Annotated in this window: 12 protein-coding genes; 4 read left to right on the top strand and 8 right to left on the bottom strand. The window is 73.1% G+C overall.

Annotated elements, in window-relative coordinates; all coding sequences use genetic code 11:
• Positions 1 to 73: 73 nt before the first annotated feature.
• From ABZ857_RS21435 to ABZ857_RS21445, 3 genes are all read right to left on the bottom strand, one after another.
• Positions 74 to 922 carry an SWIM zinc finger family protein gene (locus ABZ857_RS21435; RefSeq protein WP_357045440.1) on the bottom strand — a complete coding sequence of 283 codons (849 nt, stop codon included), beginning with the start codon at positions 920 to 922 and terminating at the stop codon, positions 74 to 76.
• Positions 923 to 4,087, bottom strand: a complete 3,165-nt coding sequence (locus tag ABZ857_RS21440; protein ID WP_357045442.1) for a DEAD/DEAH box helicase — start codon at positions 4,085 to 4,087, stop codon at positions 923 to 925.
• A 261-nt stretch (positions 4,088 to 4,348) separates the two neighbouring features.
• Positions 4,349 to 4,999: a helix-turn-helix domain-containing protein gene (locus ABZ857_RS21445; protein WP_357045444.1), complete on the bottom strand. Its 651-nt coding sequence runs from the start codon at positions 4,997 to 4,999 to the stop codon at positions 4,349 to 4,351.
• A gap of 88 nt (positions 5,000 to 5,087) precedes the next feature.
• On the opposite strand from ABZ857_RS21445, the gene ABZ857_RS21450 reads away from it, so the two are divergent.
• Entirely contained in the window at positions 5,088 to 6,239 is a 1,152-nt protein-coding gene (locus ABZ857_RS21450) for an FAD-dependent monooxygenase (protein ID WP_357045446.1), read from the top strand.
• Positions 6,240 to 6,275: 36 nt separating this feature from the next.
• Here the strand turns inward: ABZ857_RS21450 and ABZ857_RS21455 are convergent, their stop codons facing one another.
• Genes ABZ857_RS21455 through ABZ857_RS21465 form a run of 3 tightly spaced genes read right to left on the bottom strand, consistent with a single transcriptional unit; the run spans position 6,276 to position 8,997 of the window.
• Entirely contained in the window at positions 6,276 to 6,998 is a 723-nt protein-coding gene (locus tag ABZ857_RS21455; RefSeq protein WP_357045448.1) for an FAD:protein FMN transferase, read from the bottom strand.
• Positions 6,995 to 7,603 carry an FMN-binding protein gene (locus ABZ857_RS21460; protein ID WP_357045450.1) on the bottom strand — a complete coding sequence of 203 codons (609 nt, stop codon included), beginning with the start codon at positions 7,601 to 7,603 and terminating at the stop codon, positions 6,995 to 6,997. The genes ABZ857_RS21455 and ABZ857_RS21460 overlap by 4 nt, the downstream gene beginning before the upstream one ends.
• A 20-nt stretch (positions 7,604 to 7,623) precedes the next feature.
• On the bottom strand, positions 7,624 to 8,997 hold the full coding sequence (locus ABZ857_RS21465; RefSeq protein WP_357045452.1) for a ferredoxin reductase family protein: 1,374 nt from the start codon (positions 8,995 to 8,997) through the stop codon (positions 7,624 to 7,626).
• A gap of 149 nt (positions 8,998 to 9,146) precedes the next feature.
• On the opposite strand from ABZ857_RS21465, the gene ABZ857_RS21470 reads away from it, so the two are divergent.
• The 3 genes from ABZ857_RS21470 (at position 9,147) to ABZ857_RS21480 (ending at position 11,753) form a co-directional block, all read left to right on the top strand.
• Entirely contained in the window at positions 9,147 to 9,875 is a 729-nt protein-coding gene (locus ABZ857_RS21470) for a response regulator transcription factor (protein ID WP_357045454.1), read from the top strand.
• A 10-nt stretch (positions 9,876 to 9,885) separates the two neighbouring features.
• Complete coding sequence (locus ABZ857_RS21475) at positions 9,886 to 11,358, top strand: HAMP domain-containing sensor histidine kinase (protein ID WP_357045456.1); 1,473 nt, start codon at positions 9,886 to 9,888, stop codon at positions 11,356 to 11,358.
• A 131-nt stretch (positions 11,359 to 11,489) separates the two neighbouring features.
• The gene (locus ABZ857_RS21480; protein WP_357045458.1) at positions 11,490 to 11,753 is read left to right on the top strand and encodes a hypothetical protein; all 264 of its coding nucleotides are present in this window, start codon (positions 11,490 to 11,492) and stop codon (positions 11,751 to 11,753) included.
• Between the two features lie 282 nt (positions 11,754 to 12,035).
• On the opposite strand, the gene ABZ857_RS21485 is transcribed toward ABZ857_RS21480, so the two are convergent.
• Together ABZ857_RS21485 and ABZ857_RS21490 are read right to left on the bottom strand one after the other, a co-directional pair.
• Positions 12,036 to 12,431 carry a cellulose binding domain-containing protein gene (locus ABZ857_RS21485; protein WP_357045460.1) on the bottom strand — a complete coding sequence of 132 codons (396 nt, stop codon included), beginning with the start codon at positions 12,429 to 12,431 and terminating at the stop codon, positions 12,036 to 12,038.
• Between the two features lie 98 nt (positions 12,432 to 12,529).
• A complete protein-coding gene (locus ABZ857_RS21490) occupies positions 12,530 to 14,926 on the bottom strand; it encodes a glycoside hydrolase family 9 protein (protein WP_357045462.1) in 2,397 nt (798 codons plus the stop codon).
• Positions 14,927 to 14,987 lie beyond the last annotated feature (61 nt).

The following is a 14,987-nucleotide window of genomic DNA, read 5'->3' on the forward strand; positions in this document are numbered from 1 at the left end:
GCTCGATCGGTCCGGTCAGTCCCACGGCGGTGTCCGGTCGCCGTTGCGGGTGTCGGCCCGCTCTCGACGGTGGTCAGTCCGCGGACGAAGCCTCGTCCCCGGCGGCCAGGGTCCGGTAGGCGGGCCGCAGCAGGTCGAGGAGCGGGATGTGCCTGGCCTTGACCCGCGGCGGGTCGAGCGCGCGCAGCAGCAGGTCGGGCGGCGACCCGGGATCGGGCGGCGGGCCGAGGCGGGCCGGTGAGGCGCCGGCTTCGTAGAAGTCGCCGATCCGCTCGGCGAACGGGACGTCGGCCACGTCGAGAAGCCCCGGTTTCTCCACGCGTTCGCCTTCACCGGTCTGCCGGAGCGCGTCGAGCAGCGACTCCCTGGCCATGCCCCGCCAGGCCAGCACCAGGAACGGATCGTCGTCGAACGCCTCGGCCAGCAGGTACAGCACGGCCGACAGGTGCTTGCACGGAAATCCCCAGTCGGGGCAGGAGCAGGACATGTCCAGGCCGCGCTCGCCGGGGAACAGCGGCAGCCCGCACCCGGCGAAGACGTCCTCGATCTCCGGCGGCATCTCCCCGGCCAGCAGCTTGGCCCGGTGGAGGGCCTGCGCGGCCAGCGCCTCGATGAGCCCCGCCCACTCCCGCGCGCCGTACGCCGAGATCCGCACGCTCACGTCGTACGGCTCCGGGCGTGAACCCTGCACCCGGGCCTTCACCAGGCCGGCACCGAGGTCGAGGCCGAGCACCTGGCCGCGCCGGGCGTACGCGCGCCCCCGGCTCAGCCTGCCCGGGTCGCAGACGCGCTCCAGGATGTCGACGAACCGCCGCGACCACCACCGCTCGCCGATGGACCCGCGCTTCGAGCGCGCCTTGATGCCGCCCTCGACCCTGATGGGCCGCGCGGCCTCGAACCAGCCGTCCCGGCCGACCGGCATTCAGCTCACCGCCTCGGGGGACAGGCGGAACAGCTCGCGCAGCTCCGCGGTGGACAGCCCGGCGATCCAGTCCTCGCCCGTCCCGACGACGCTCTCGGCCAGGGCCTTCTTGCGCTCGATCATCTCGTCGATCCGCTCCTCCAGGGTCCCCGCGCAGATGAACTTCCTGACCTGCACGTTGCGGGTCTGCCCGATGCGGAACGCCCGGTCGGTGGCCTGGTTCTCCACAGCGGGGTTCCACCACCGGTCCACGTGGACGACGTGGTTGGCGGCGGTGAGGTTGAGCCCGGTGCCGGCGGCCTTGAGCGACAGCAGGAAGATCATCGGCTCGTCCTCGGTCTGGAACCGCTCCACCAGCACGTCGCGCGTCTTCTTCGGCAGCCCGCCGTGCAGCCACAGCACCGGGCGGTCGAGACGCGCCGCCAGGTAGGGCTGCAGCATCGAGCCGAACTCGGCGTACTGCGTGAAGACCAGCGCCTTGTCGCCCTCGCTGAGGATCTCCTCGGCCAGCTCCTCCAGCCGGGCCAGCTTCCCCGACCGGCCGGCCAGCCGGGAGCCGTCCTTGAGCAGGTGGGCGGGGTGGTTGCAGACCTGCTTGAGCCTGGTCATCGCGGCCAGGACGTTCCCGCGCCGCTCGATGCCCTCGCTGCCGGCGATCCTGTCCATCATGTCCTCGACCACCGCCTGGTAGAGGCTCGCCTGCTCAGGGGTGAGCGTGCACCAGACCTTCATCTCCATCTTGTCCGGCAGGTCGGAGATGATCGTCTTGTCGGTCTTGAGGCGCCGGAGCACGAACGGGCCCGTGGCCCGCTTGAGCGCGGTGGTCGCCGTCTCGTCGCCCCGCCGTTCGATCGGCTCCTGGTAGCGGTCGCGGAAGGCTCTCGCCGACCCGAGCAGGCCGGGGTTGCAGAACTCCATGATCGACCACAGCTCGGCCAGATGGTTCTCGACCGGGGTGCCGGTCAACGCCAGCCTGGTCCGCGCCGGGAGCGATCGCACCGCCTGGGCCTGCCGGGCGGCGGCGTTCTTGATGGCCTGAGCCTCGTCGCAGACGACCCGGGCCCACCCGAACCCGGCGAGGGCGTCGCGGTCGCGCAGCGCCGTGCCGTACGTGGTGAGGACGAGGTCGGCCCCGGCCACCCGCTCGGCCAGTTCCTCGCCCCGCAGGCGGCTCGTGCCGTGATGGAGGTAGACGTCCAGCGACGGCGCGAAGCGGGCGGCCTCCTTCTGCCAGTTGCTGAGCAGCGACATCGGGCACACCAGCAGCGTCGCCCCGGTCCGCTCGCCCGACTCGCGCTCTTTCGTCAGGAGTGACAGCGTCTGGGCGGTTTTGCCCAAGCCCATGTCGTCGGCGAGGATGCCGCCGAGGCCGATCTGGGACATGAAGCTGAGCCAGGCGAGGCCGCGTTCCTGGTAGGGCCGGAGCGTGCCGTGGAAGGCGGCCGGGGTCGCGACGGGCTCGAGACGGCGGTCGGCCTCGCCGGACAGCAGGTCGCCGAGCAGGCCGTCGGCGTCCACCTCCACCAGCGGAAGCTCGTCGTCCCCGCCGTGGACCACCTCCTGGATGACCTCGCCGATCGTCATCCGACCCGAACCGCGGCGCTCCACCGCCTTGAGCGCGGCCCCGAGCTGCCGGGCGTCCAGCTCGACCCACTGCCCGCGCAGCCGGACCAGCGGCACCTTGAGCCGGGCCAGCTCGGCCAGCTCCGCCTCGCTGATCGTCTCGTCGCCGACGGCCAGCTCGGCCCGGAAGTCCACGAGCTGCGCCAGCCCGAACCCCTGGTCGGCGGCGGCGCCCGGCCCGGAGCGTGACCGCGCGGTGAGCTTCAGGCCGAGCCGGGTGCGGCCCGCCCACGCGGGCAGCTGCACGCCGAAACCGGCCGACTGGAGGAGGGGCGCGGCGTGCCGGAGGAAGTGGAAGGCCCCCTCCACGTCGAGGCCGACGTGCGTCGGCCGGGCCTCCCGGAGCGCGTCGTCGATCCTCGGGTAGAGACGGGCCGCCCGGCCCAGGCCGGCGAGCAGCGTCTCGTCCGGCCGCCCGGGCAGGCCGGGGACGGTCTCGCCCGCCCAGACGAGGGGAGCGGGCAGGTAGAGGCTCGGGTCCTCGGCCGACTGGAGGGCGAACTCCACCCGCCACGCCGCCGTGCCCACTTCGGCCGCTGCGCCCACTTCGGCTGCGGGGTCCGTTCGTGGTGCGGTGGCCGCTCGCGCCACGGGGCCCGACCGGGCCGGCGGCTCCGCTCGGACCGCCACGTGCGCGCCTGCTGTCCGCGGGCTCGCGGCCGCCTCGTGATCCGGCTGCTCCTCGGCCGGCAGCGGCTCGACGAGGCGGAAGCACACCTTGACCGGGCCGTCGAGCTGGTGGGCCGCCCTGAACCAGTCCTCCAGCGGCCGGGCCAGCGCCTCCGCCTCCTCCGTGCGCACGCCGGGAAGGGCCGCCGCGTCCCCCGTGAGCGCCACCGTCCACCGGTCGGCCAGCGGGCTGCGCCTCCCGGGACGGTGCCCGCCCAGCAGGCGCTCCGGCAGCGCCTGCCGTACGGCGGCGTCGGCCAGGCCCGCCAGCGCCTCGACGAGCACGTGGGCGGACGGCCGCTCCTCTCCCACGGCCCGGCAGACCGGCGGCATCGCGGCGGCGAGCTCCCGGAAGCGGTCGGCGTGCGGGCCGGTCAGCACCGGTCGCCAGCGCGCCGCGTAGCCGTCGTCCTCGGTGACGAGCTGGGGCAGCACCCGGCCGCGCCGTACCAGCTCGCGGGCGTGGGCGGCGACGACGGCGAGATGACGCAGGGACGGCCCGGCCGCGGGCGGCGGCTCGAACGCCCCGGTCAGCAGCCGCAGCGCGGGGCCCGGCTCGACCAGCAGTGCGGGCACCCGCCAGGGGCTGATCCTCGCCCGGCGGGCGGTGATCCGCAGGCCCGTCTCCGGCGAGGGCAGCGGACTGGTGGCCGAACTCGGCAGGAGCAGCACCACCTCGCCGGACACGGCCTTGCCCGCGGCCTCCGCCGCGGCGTCCCCCCATCGCGGCAGCTCGGCGGCGAGGGCGTCCGCCGGTGCGGCGAAGGGGTGGGCGCGCACCTCGGCACGGGAGGCCACCGGCTCCGCGCCGGCCGTCTCCTCCGCCCACAGCACGAGCCGCCCGCCGTTCCAGGCGGCGTGGATCACCAGCACGCCGTTCCTTTCGCCCAGGGCACGAGCCGCCCGCCGTTCCAGGCGGCGTGAATCATCTGCACGCCGTCTCCTCCCGCCAATGCGGAACGCTAGCAGCGGAAACGAGGCCCCCGGACCGCCCCCGCCCTCGCCTGTGGACAACGCGTCCCGCCGTCCGCTGTCCGGCCGGCCGGAACCGGCGCAGGCGGTCCGGCCGGAGTCCGGCAGGCGGCGCGACCGATGGTGCGCACCCCTCGCGGAGGACTCGGCATCACGCGAGCGTCACTGCGCGGGCGGGTGCTGCACGGCGGTGTAGCGGCGAAGGTCGTCGGCGTCGAGCGGAGCCCCGGGAAGGGGTGATTCCCGGTCGGCGCGCAGACCGTTCAGCATGATCTCCACCACGCGCGCCATGGCCGGCTCGCCGGGCAGGGCCGGTGGCGTGTAGACGTTCAGGGTCATCAGGACGGCGATGTCGCCGGGGCCGATGTCGGTGCGCAGCGCCCCGTCCGCCTGCGCCCGTTCGATCATCCGCAGGACGGCGGTGATCACCCGCTGCCGCATCTCGTGCAGGTCGGCGCCGACGCGCATCCGCTGGTGCAGGTGCGGTTCGAGCTTCGCCGGCAGCACGCCCAGCCGCAGGGCGACCGAGCCGCGCAGGAAACGGCACAACGCGTGCCAGGCGTCCGGCTCCTCGCGCCAGGCCGTCTCCGCCAGGTCCACGAGGCGGCGCAGGCTCTCCTCGCCGACCGCGCGGAGCAACGCGTCCCGGTCGGGGAAGCGGCGGTAGAGCGTGCCGACGCCCACGCCGGCCCGGCGGGCGACCTCCTCCAGCGGCACGTCGACGCCCTGCTCCAGGAACAGCTCCTGGGCCGCGGCGACGATCAGGTCCCGGTTGCGGCGCGCGTCGGCGCGCAGCCCCTTCTCCACTGCCACCTCTCCTCGAGCGGTATCTGGACGATTTTCCTCCGGTTAGGATACCGTCGTTTATGCGGAGGAAAATCTTCCGGTTAGGGGGTACGTCATGGGCACGGTGCTGATCTCCGGGGCCGGGATCGCGGGGCCGACGCTGGCCTACTGGCTGGCCGGGCACGGATTCGCGGTCACTGTCGTGGAACGCGGGGGAAAGCCCCGGTCCAGCGGCAACCCGGTGGACGTCAGAGGGCCCGCCGTCCCGGTCGTGAAACGGATGGGCGTCATGCCCCGGCTGCGCCAAGCCGCCACCGGCACGACGGGAGTCAGCTTCGTCGACGCGGCGGGCAGGCGGGTCGGCCGGATGGACATGCGCGCCGTGCAGCGGCCGGACGAGGTCGAGGTGCCGCGCGGCGACCTCGCCTCGATCCTCTACGAGGCGAGCCGCGACCGCGCCGAGTTCCTCTTCGACGACTCCATCACGGCACTCGGCCAGGACGAGCACGGAGTGGACGTCACCTTCGAGCGCGCCGCCCCCCGCCGCTTCGACCTCGTAATCGGGGCCGACGGCCTGCACTCGGTGACGCGGCGCCTCGCGTTCGGCCAGGAGACGGGGGCACCGCGGAGCGGGCTCGTGCGCCACATGGGCCTGTACGTCGCGACGATGCCGCTCCGCGACGGAGCGGGCGGGGCCGGGCGGGACATCCTCATGCACAACACGCCAGGCAAGGCGATCGCGGTGAATCCCAGGCCCGCGGGCGCGTTCTTCCTCTACCGGAGCCCCGAGGAGCCCGGCTTCGACCACCGCGACACCGAGCAGCACAAGCGAATGCTGACCGACGCGTTCGCGGACGTGTCCTGGCGGGCGCCGGAACTGCTCGAACACGTTCGCGCCGCCGACGGCCTCTACTTCGACTCCGTCAGCCAGGTGCGCCTGCCCCGCTGGTGGCAGGGCCGCGTCGCGCTCCTCGGCGACGCCGCCTCCTGCGTGTCGCTGTTCGGGGACGGTTCCACCCTGGCCATGGCGGGGGCGTTCACGCTCGCCGGGGCACTGGCCGCCCACTCCGGCGATCCCGGCGCGGCCTTTCGCGCGTACGAGGCCGCGCACCGGCGCCTGGTGGACCCCAAGCAGCGCAACGTCGCGCAGGCGTCGGCACTCCTGGCCCCCGCGACGCGAGGCGGCATCCTCGCCCGGAACCTGGCCACCCGCCTGTGGCCCGCCGTGGCCGCCGCCACGCGCCTCAAGCACGCTCTCGCGTCATGAGGACGCGGCGAGGCGGCGGGCCCGGCCGCGCGCACCTCAGAGGCCGGACGTCCGCCAGGTCGCGCCGGCGGCGGTGACGGCGAAGGCCTCGTAGCCGTCCAGCCCCTCCACCCAGTCTCTGGCCGCGCCGCCCATGGCGAGGGCGGCGGTGGCGTACGCGTCGGCCAGGGCGAGGTCCGGCCCGACGACCGTCACCGACGCCAGCTCGGTCGCGGGCCGGCCGGTGTGGGGGTCGATGACGTGCGCCCCGCGCTCCGCCGTGCCCGAGGTCGCCACAGCGAGGTCGTTGCCCGACACCACGGCGGCGAGGTCTCCCGGGCGGAGCGGGTGGGCGACGCCGACCCGCCAGGAACGGCCGGGCGCCGCCGCGCCGGACAGCCGCACGTCCCCGCCGCCGTTGACGCAGTGGTCCGGCGCGCCCGCCTCGCGCAGCATGGCGGAGGCCCGGTCGACCGCCCAGCCCTTGACGATCGCCGAAGGGTCGAGCCGGCCTCCCGGGTAGGCGGTGAAGTATCCGCGCGACCGGTCGCTCACCGATTCGCACATACGGAGGATGTCCGCCACCTCCGGCGGGCAGCCGGCCAGGGTGATCTCGCCCCGGCCCAGCCGGCTGACGGGGCTGTCCGGCCTGTAGGTCGAGAAGACCTCGTCGACGTGGTGCAGCCAGGCCACCGCCTCCGCGACGTACGGCTCGGCGTCGTCATGACGTACGTCGAAGGAGAAGACGGTGCCCATCACGTGCTCGGCGTGGCGCGTCAAAGGCCGGCCTTGTCGAGCGCGCTCTGCAGGGAGCGGATGTAGCCGTCGCTGGTGTAGGTGGCGCCGGAGACCGTGTCGATCTGCGCGGACTGCGCCGACAGCGCCTCCTCGTTCAGGATCGGCAGCGCCTCGTTGTTGATCTCGAGGTCGCGCCGGTTGTTCGCCGGGGCGTCGACCACCTTGATCCCGGCCATCTTCCCGCCGGAGATCACGATCTCCACCTGCACCGGGCCCCAGCGGGTGTCGGCGGAGTCGCCGGTGACGGACGTGTCCCCGCTGGTGGCGCCCGCCGTGGCGCCCGCCCCGGTCCATCCTCCCGAGCCTCCCGAGTCTCCGGAGCCGCCGGAGCCTCCCGAGCTTCCCTGTGAGCCTTCGCCGGAGCCCTCGCCCCCGGGCGGGAAGCCCTCGCCGTCGTCGTGGTGGCGGCCGGAGAAGCCGTCGCCCGGCCCCTCCCCGCCCTGGACGCGGTCGCCGCCGCCCGCGTCCCCGCCCTGGGTCACGGCGGCCGGGCGCTCGGCCGGCGAGGTCACCTCGTGCGGTTTGAAGGACAGCAGCAGCACGAGACCGACGGCGGTCGCGAGCACGGCCAGAATGGCTCTGCGCATGGAACTCCCATCCAGGACGATCAGAACTCGAACGATTCGTGGTGTATGCGGCGTTTCGGCACCCCGGCCGCCCGCAGGGCGGGGATGACGGCGCTCGTCATCTCGGCCGGCCCGCAGACGTACACCTCGTGGCCGGCCAGGTCCGGCACCAGCCCGGCGAGCGTCGCCGGCGCGAACGGGTCGCCGATCAGGGCCCGGGGGCCGACGCAGTAGTGCAGGGTCGCGCCGCGCGCCGTGGCGATCTCCTCGAGCTCGGCGCGGAACACCAGGTCCCGCTCGTCGCGCACCCGGTAAAGGAGGGTCAGGTCGCCGGGGGCGGCGGGCACCGACTCGAACAGCGCGCGCAGCGGCGTGATGCCGACGCCGCCCGCGACGAGCAGCACCTTGCGCGCCCGGCGCCCGCTCGCGGTGAACGAGCCGTACGGCCCCTCGGCGAGCACCCGGACGCCGGGCCGCAGGCCGGCGAGGGAGCGGCTCTGGTCGCCCAGGTCCTTCACCGTGATCCGCATCTCGCCCGCTCCGGGCGGCGCCGACAGCGAGTACGGGTTGGGGGACCACCACAGGTCCCTGGTCAGGAACCGCCAGCGGAAGAACTGGCCGGGCTCGGCCCGCAGCCGGTCCAGGCGCCGCCCGGTCACGTACACGGAGACGACCCCCGGAGCCTCCGGCACCACCCGGGAGACCCTCAGGCGGTGCCGTACGGCCAGCCGTACGGGCGTGAGGAAGCGATACCACACGAGCAGCGCCGCGACGCCGAGGTAGAGGACGTACCAGGAGGTGCGGGCGACCGGGGCCACGGCGAACTCCGCGCCCGTGGCGAGCTGGTGCCCGAAGGCCAGCCACGCGGCCAGATAGGTGTAGAAGTGCAGGTGGAACCACGTCTCGTAGCGCAGCTTCGGGCGGATCGCGCGGGCGGACACGACACCGACGCCCACCAGGAGCAGCAGCGCGACGGTGGCCTTCAGCACGTCGGGGTAGGTGAGGTTGAGCGTCACCGTCTCGCTCACCACGTCGGTGCGGTCGGTCAGCGCGTAGCCCCAGATGATCAGCAGCATGTGCGCCACCGCCAGGCCGACGACGTAGCGGCCGCCCATCGAGTGCCAGCGGGCGAGCCGGTCGGCGCCGACGCCGCGCTCCAGCGCGGGAACCCGGGCCATCAGCGCCAGCAGCACGGCGATCGCGTATCCGGCGAGCAGCCCGGTGATGCGGCCCGCGTTCGTCAGCCAGTCGTCGAAGCCCGCGACGCTGGGCGTGTTCGCCCACCACATGCCGACGACCGCGACCACGCCCGCGGCGATGAGCGCCAGGACGGCCTCGGGGCGGGCGCGCCCGCCGCGGCGCGGCGGGCGCGCGTGCCCGGTCGTCACCGCTGTCCCCGGGAAGGTGGTGGTCACGGGTTCCTCCTCGTCGTCATCACGCGACTCACCGTGCCAACCGAACTTCTTGTTTTCCTATGAACCGGGGCACCTGCGGACCATTCATAGGATTCTCTGAGGCGGCTCTCAGGGGATGCCCGGTGAGCGGGGAGGACCCTGGAACCATCATGCGTAAGACTTCGAACGGCCAGCCCGGCCTGGTCCGCCCCGACGGAAACCCCGTACGCGTCCTCGTGGTCGACGACGAGCCTGATCTCGTCGAGGTCCTCGGCGCGGTGCTGAAGTACGAGGGATGGGAGGTGCGCACGGCGGGCGACGGGACGTCGGCCGTGCGGGAGGCACGGGAGTTCCAGCCCGACGCGGTGCTGCTGGACGTGATGCTGCCCGACTTCGACGGGCTGGAGGTGCTGCGCCGCCTGCGTGCCGAGGCCCCGGACGTGTGCGTACTGTTCCTGACCGCGCGTGACGCCGTGGAGGACCGCATCGCGGGCATCACCGCGGGCGGGGACGACTACGTGACCAAACCGTTCAGCCTGGAGGAGGTGCTGGCCCGGCTGCGCGGGCTGCTGCGCCGCGCCGGCATGGCGCGCAGCGCCGAGGGCGACCGGCTGGTGGTGGGCGACCTGGTGATGGACGAGGACGCCCGCGAGGTGACCAGGGACGGGGAGCTGGTCGAGCTCACGCCGACGGAGTTCGAGCTGCTGCGCTTCCTCATGCGCAACCCCCGGCGGGTGCTGAGCAAGGCGCAGATCCTCGACCGAGTCTGGTCGTACGACTTCGGCGGGCAGGCGCACGTGGTCGAGCTGTACATCAGCTACCTGCGCAAGAAGATCGACGCCGGCCGCAGGCCGCTGATCCACACGGTGCGGGGCGTGGGATACGTCCTGCGGCCGTGACCGGGCCGCCGTGACCGGCCGGCCGCGCCGGCGCCGCCTCCTGCGCCTGGCGCCGACGACGCTGCGGGCCCGCCTGGTGGTGGGCACGCTGGTGCTGCTCGTGCTCGCCTGCGCGGCGGCCGGGGCGGCCTCGTCCCTCCTGCTCGAACGGTTCATGGTCGAACGGATCGACCAGCAACTGTCCATGACGGCCGGGCGGTTCGCGGCGAGCCTGGCCCACGAGGAGCGCGAGCACGGATACCCGCGCAATCCGTACGGCGAGCGGGGGGACTCGCGCGGGCAGGCGCCCGGCACCCTGGGCGTGCTCGTGCGGGACGGCCAGGTGGGCGAGCCCGCCGTGGTGGGCCGGGCCGACCCGGTGCTGTCGGCGGAGGACCGGAAGGCGTTGGCCGCCGTCCCGCCGGACGGGCTCGGGCACACGGTGGAGCTGTCCTCGGGCGGCCTCGGCGACTACCGGGTCACGGGCGTCCGCAACCCCGACGGGGAGCTGCTCGTCACCGGCCTGTCGCTGAGAGACGTGCGGGCCACCGTCCAGCGCCTGCAGATCGCCGAGATCGGGGTGTTCGCCGTCGTCGTGCTCGTGACCGGGATCGCCGGGGCCGTCTGGGTGAGGCTGTCGCTGCGCCCGCTGGACCGGGTCGCGGCCACGGCCCGGCGCGTGGCCCGCCTGCCGCTGGCCGACGGCGAGGTGGCGCTGCCCGAGGGGGTGCCCGACGAGGACCCCCGCACCGAGATCGGCCAGGTGGGGGAGGCGTTCAACCGCATGCTCGGCCACGTGGGGCGGGCTCTCGCCCACCGCCACGCCAGCGAGCAGCGGATGCGCACCTTCGCCGCCGACGCCAGCCACGAACTGCGCACCCCGCTCGCCACCGTCCGCGCCCACGTCCAGCTCGCCCGGCGCGACGAGGAGGCCGTCCCCGGCGCCGTACGGCACGCCCTGGAACGCATCGACGCCGAGTCGGCCCGCATGGGCACGCTCGTGGACGACCTGCTGCTGCTGGCCCGGCTCGACGCCGGCCGCCCGCTGGCGCGGGAGGAGGTCGACCTGACCCGCCTGGCCATCGACGCCACCGGCGACGCCCGCGCCTACGGGCCCGACCATCGCTGGAGGCTCGACCTGCCCGAGGAGCCGGTCACGGTGCCCGGGGACCCCGACCGGCTCCACCAGGTGGTGGCCAACCTGCTGGGCAACGCCCGCGCGCACACCCCGCCGGGCACGACCGTCACCGTCGCCTTGCGTCTCCCCGGACCGGACAAGGTCGAGCTGACCGTGACCGACGACGGCCCCGGCATTCCGGAGGACCTCCAGGGCGAGATCTTCGAACGGTTCGTCCGCGCCGACAAGGCCCGCACCCGGGCCTCGGGCGGCAGCGGTCTGGGGCTCGCGATCGTCAAGGCCGTGGTCGCGGCCCACGGCGGCACCGTCGACGTCGAGAGCCGTCCCGGCCGTACGGCGTTTCGCGTCATGCTGCCCGCCGCGTGACACCGTCCTGTCCTCGGCCCTCTGTTCGAGGGGGTGCCGTGAAACAAATGTTGCATATGAGGAATACTTAGGCGCGGGGGGGCAGGGGGGTCTTTCTGAGCGGAGGTCCTCCGCGACAAGAGAGGTGTTGTATGACCGCGACCGCTACCGAGCGCCGCACTGCTGACGGGCTTCCCCACCCATGGCCTGACGACCGCTACGAGGTCAGGTGCGACAGGGAGAGCCCGTTCACCGGTAGCCGTGACCGCTACCACTACGCCAAGAACGCCGTGGAGTCGGCCAAGGCGCTGGAGAGGGCCGGGCTCGCCCGCCGCGTGGTGGTCGTGAGACTGGCGGACGAGACCATCATCTACGACCGCGTCGGCAATGTGAACCTGCCCGAGGACGCGTGGTGATCCCGTATGCCACGGTGTGACATCGCCGGTCGCGTCCGGTTCGTATAGCGGAAGACGACGATCCCCCGGGAGATGTGGTCCCGGGGGATCGTCAGCGTGTGGTCCGCGCCTGTCGCCACCGCGCCTGCGGGGTGTCCGGTGGTCTTTGCGGTTGCCCGCGTGGGTTCCAGGGGTCGTCACTGCGCCGGCCGGAAGGTCCGGTCCTCGCGAAGCCCGTTCCGCTGGGCCTTCGCTGCGGTCCTCCCTCCCACCCGCTCCGCTCCTCCCGTGGGACCTCTCAGGTCAGACGGGCGTGCAGGTCACGTCGGGGGTCCTGCCACCGCCCAGGCGGGCGGCGAAGCCGAAGACGGTCGCGCCGCCGACGGGGAGATTTCCGTTGTAGGTCTCGTTGCCGAACGCGTACGAGCCGACGGGGCCGATCACCGGGAGGGGCACCGCCCCCCACACCTGCGTGACGACGCTGCCGTCGGTGTAGCGCCACGACACACGCCAGCCCCTGATCGCCGACGAACCGGTGTTGGTCACGGTGACCTGCCCGAGCGCGGTGGCGTCTCCGGGCCACTCGCTGGTGATCGTGAAGCTCGCCCTGCAGCCGATCGAGTCCGCCGCCGCCGGAACGGCCGCGATCCCGGTCGCCGCCAGGACCAGGGCTGCCGTGCTGATCGTCTTCCTGATCATCGATCTCCCTTTCTCGGCACTGACGTGGATGCCCGCCTTCCCCAGAGAGGGGTCCGTCTGGGGAAGGCGGGCGACTCGGGCGAGCCCGGGAGTGCGGGCTACGCGGGGGTGCAGGTGACGGACGACGGGGCGGTGCCCGAGCCGGTGCCGGTGAAGCCGAAGCTCGTGGTGGCGCCGGGGCTCAGGCTGCCGTTCCAGGACAGGTTCTTCACCGTGACGTTCGACCCGCTCTGGCTGACGGTGCCGCTCCACAGCTGGGAGACGGTCTGGCCGTCCGGGAACGACCAGCCCACCATCCAGCCGGAGATGGCCGCGCTGCCGGAGTTGCCGACGGTGACGTCCACCTGGAAGCCGCCCTGCCACGAGTTGATGACCTTGTACGTCGCGGTGCACGCCTTGCCGGTCACCGGCGACGGGCTGGGCGACGGCGACGGGGAGGGCGAGGCCGACGGGCTGGGCGACGGCGACGGAGACGGGGACGGGGACGGGGACGGGGACGGGGACGGAGATGCCGAGGGGCTGGGCGACGGGGACGCGGACGGCGAGACCGAGGGGCTGGGCGACGGGGACGGCTCGGTCCCGGGCGCGTTGCCCCAGATCTTGGTGGATCCCGAGTAGAGCGTCATGTTCTGCACCGTCGCGGGCGTGGACGGCGTAGTGGACACCCCGGTGTACGACCAGTCGTTCGACGGGTCCCACGAACCCGAGCTGGCGATGCGGAACTGCACCTCACGCCGCGACTCCGACTGTCCCTGCGGCGCGATCACCTGCCCCGAGCAGTCGATCGTGACGTAGTACACCTTCCCGGAGAACTGCGTGGGCCCGGTCGGCGGCTTGCACTGGTTGTAGTTGGCCGTCAGCGTGATCTGGCTCGGCGTGGTGTCGCCGTCGAGGGTGAAGTAGTAGCGGAACGACCCGTCGGTCAGCGCGCGGGCGGGCCAGGCCGAGTGGTTGTAGACCATCGTCTTGATCTCGGTGAAGTTCTGGCCGGTGGCGTTGAGCGCCGCCTGGAGGTAGATCTCCGGGCCGTCGGGGGTCTCCGCGACCGGGAAGCTCGCCAGCGGCGCCCCGCCGTACTCCTTGTACAGCCGCGCGAGCGCGCTGGTGAAGGCGGCGTTGTAGTCGGTGGCGACCTCGTTCATCGTGTAGTCGGCCCGGCTGTCGGTGTAGGCGTCGTCGGCCGACTTGGGGCCGCCGACCAGCGCGCCGTACAGGATGTGCCGGCTCTGCTCCGGCTCGCCGTTCAGGTTGTTGGTCCAGGTGCCGTGCGCGGTCCGGTGGTGCGGGTTGCGCGGCGGGTTGGCGCCGAAGCCCACGACGTACGACGACTTGCGCGGGTTGTCGCCGAGCGCGTAGTTGATCTGGCGGACGGCGAAGTCGTGGTAGCGGGCCTTACGCGTGGCGTCGGTCAGCCAGTCGCTGTAGACGAGCGCGACGAACGCGGTGTTGGCGGCGTAACGCAGCGAGCCCCACGTGTCGAGCACGGCCTGGCCGCCGGGGGAGTAGTTCACCTTCTGGCCGTTGACGCCGACCGTCCACCAGTCGAGCCAGCGGTTGGCGTCGTCGGCGTACTGCTGCTTGCCGGTCAGCATCGCGAGCAGCGCGTAGCAGCCGTACGACTTGTCGTCCCAGGCGATCGTCCACTTGTAGGACTTGGTGGTCGACTGCGGCTCGGTGCCGAGGTTGGCGTAGTACGACTCGGCCTTGGCGAGGTAGGAGGAGTCGCCGGTGGCGCGGTAGAGCCAGATGGCGCCCCACACCAGCTCGTCGTTGTACCCGCTCCAGGACTTGTAGAAGTTGGCCGCGTCGGTGATGCAGTCGCTGTACTTGCCCCGCACGGTGTCGGCGAAGGTGTAGAGCTGCTTGGCGTGGGTGAGGAGCTTGTCGGCGTACGCCGGGTCGGTCGGCCGGAAGACCATCGAGGACGCGGCCATCGCGGCCGCCGTCTCACCGGCCAGGTCGGACCCGCCGCACGAGGAGTCGATCTTGTAGGCGGGCCTCGCCATCGGCAGCACCTCGGCCGGCCCCCACCAGGCGTGGTCGGCGTTTCCGCTGCCGACCTGGCCGTACAGGACGTTGGGGGAGGGGTGCGCCTTGACGAAGTAGTCGTTGACGAAGCGCAGGTTGTTGAGCAGGTAGGTGAGCTGCCCGGACGAGGCGTAGGCGTCGCGGTACTCGACCGCGCCCCACGCGAGCATCGTGGTGCTGGCCGCCATCGGCAGGCCGAACTTGACGTGGTCGCCCGCGTCGAACCAGCCGCCGGTCAGGTCCAGGCCGGCGTCCTTGCCGTCGTTCAGCGCCGAGTCGCCGCGCCAGGTGACGCGGTTGGTGGACGGCAGCTTGCCGGACTGCTGGGCCTCGTAGAAGAAGAGCGACTTCTGCAACGCCTCGCCGTAGTTGAACGCCGGGGCCGCGGAAGCGGAGGTGGGGACCGCGGCCGGGACGACCGCGGTGGAGATGATCAGCGCCGCCAGTGCCGGGAACGTACGCCGCATGAAGATGTGCCTCACATAGGTGGGGGGGTCGGGGGCGCGGCGGCGGGTCAGGCGCCGCCGC

Origin of the sequence: Microbispora sp. NPDC046933 (assembly GCF_040644635.1) — a bacterium.
In the GTDB taxonomy this organism is placed as follows: domain Bacteria; phylum Actinomycetota; class Actinomycetes; order Streptosporangiales; family Streptosporangiaceae; genus Microbispora.